Annotated in this window: 1 protein-coding gene; it reads left to right on the top strand. The window is 49.2% G+C overall.

Going from position 1 to position 1,325, the window contains the following annotated elements:
* Nucleotides 1-822: hypothetical protein (locus tag N434_RS25945; protein ID WP_181424078.1), on the top strand; the 822-nt coding region annotated here is incomplete at its 5' end.
* Nucleotides 823-1,325: the final 503 nt, after the last annotated feature.

Genomic DNA, 1,325 nt, shown 5'->3' with positions numbered 1-1,325 from the left:
ATCCCGATACCGGAAAATCGTCCACAATTCATCCAGGAAGCGGCAAGAAAGTTACTATCGCACGTTGAAAAACTCGGATTACTGCCGATTCTAAATTTCCACGCCGATGGACGAAAAGTCCGCAGCGAGCGACGCGACGGCATTGGCATGCTTCTTATCGCACTGGTGCTGCGTATGGATTTAGCCACCGGGCGCGTGGGCTTCCCGACGGAACATGGCTTCTTCAACTACACGATGGAACACCTGGCAACCTGGGCGGGATTAGGCGAACGGCGCGCGGCGCGGATCGTAGCGACGCTCAAGGACGCGGGGTATCTCGCCGTGTCCCAAATCCGGGAACGGTTGAAGGATGGCTCCTACAGAAGTTTTTCCGCGATCAAGATCGTTTCCAACACGCTCTTCGACGCTCTGGGACTCCGTGGCTGGCTTGATAAGGAACGCGCAAAAGCCAGAGAGAGGCTCAGGATAAAACAAAAAGCCTATAAGAAGGCATGCGCCAAAAGAGACGCAACGATGATAAAGCAGCTGACCGCGAAAATCGCTGGAATGGCCCCTACAAGTTTTGACCGCAATGCGGACGAAAAGGCTCAGGAGAAGGCAGCCAAAAAGCGGCAGACGTCCGTGCAAACTATCAGCACCCGCAGCCTTGACCCAATAAGTAAATACCTCGACAAGCTCAATCCAGAAGCCAGAGCCACCATATCCAAACTAGCGCTCAGCATCAAAATGGAACACCCGGAATGGAACCGAGACAAAATCTACGCAGAAGCTAAGAAATTGCTTCCCAGCGTCTACCGAAGTCCCCAATCGTTACCTACCTAGCGTCGAATCACGGGGGACAGGGATCGACGAGCGGAGAACGAAACTCCGCTACGGACATTCATTACCCGCAGCTACCGAAACGGGCCGAAAGGCCCTTTTTTTTTGCTTGCTTTCAGACGTTCACTCCTGAATATGCAGAATATACTGCAACAGATTTGCCTTGGGTTCTTCTTGTGGATAATAAGTGTCATGCGATAAACGAGTAAGTGTCATTTCTCTTATCAAATAATCATTCAAATCTTTTTTATCCAAAACCAGATACCCTTCACTGCAACCAAATACGCTCAAGCAAACAAAAAAACCAAACGGATACTGACAAGACAGCGGACCGATCTACACTCAATTTTTAGCAATCTAAAACAGACAAGGAGAGTTTTTACCATCAACCATGAGAAATAAGAAATGCAACCCTTAAAATTAACAGAAGAAGTTCGCAGAGAATGCACAAGAATTTGGAAGATCGGCTCTATGAACCAGGACTCCCGACTGCAGCCGATCTAGCA

Origin of the sequence: Rhizobium sp. UGM030330-04, assembly GCF_003208455.1 — a bacterium.
Lineage (GTDB): Bacteria > Pseudomonadota > Alphaproteobacteria > Rhizobiales > Rhizobiaceae > Agrobacterium > Agrobacterium rhizogenes_A.
This window is presented reverse-complemented; position numbering and strand designations above follow the sequence as displayed.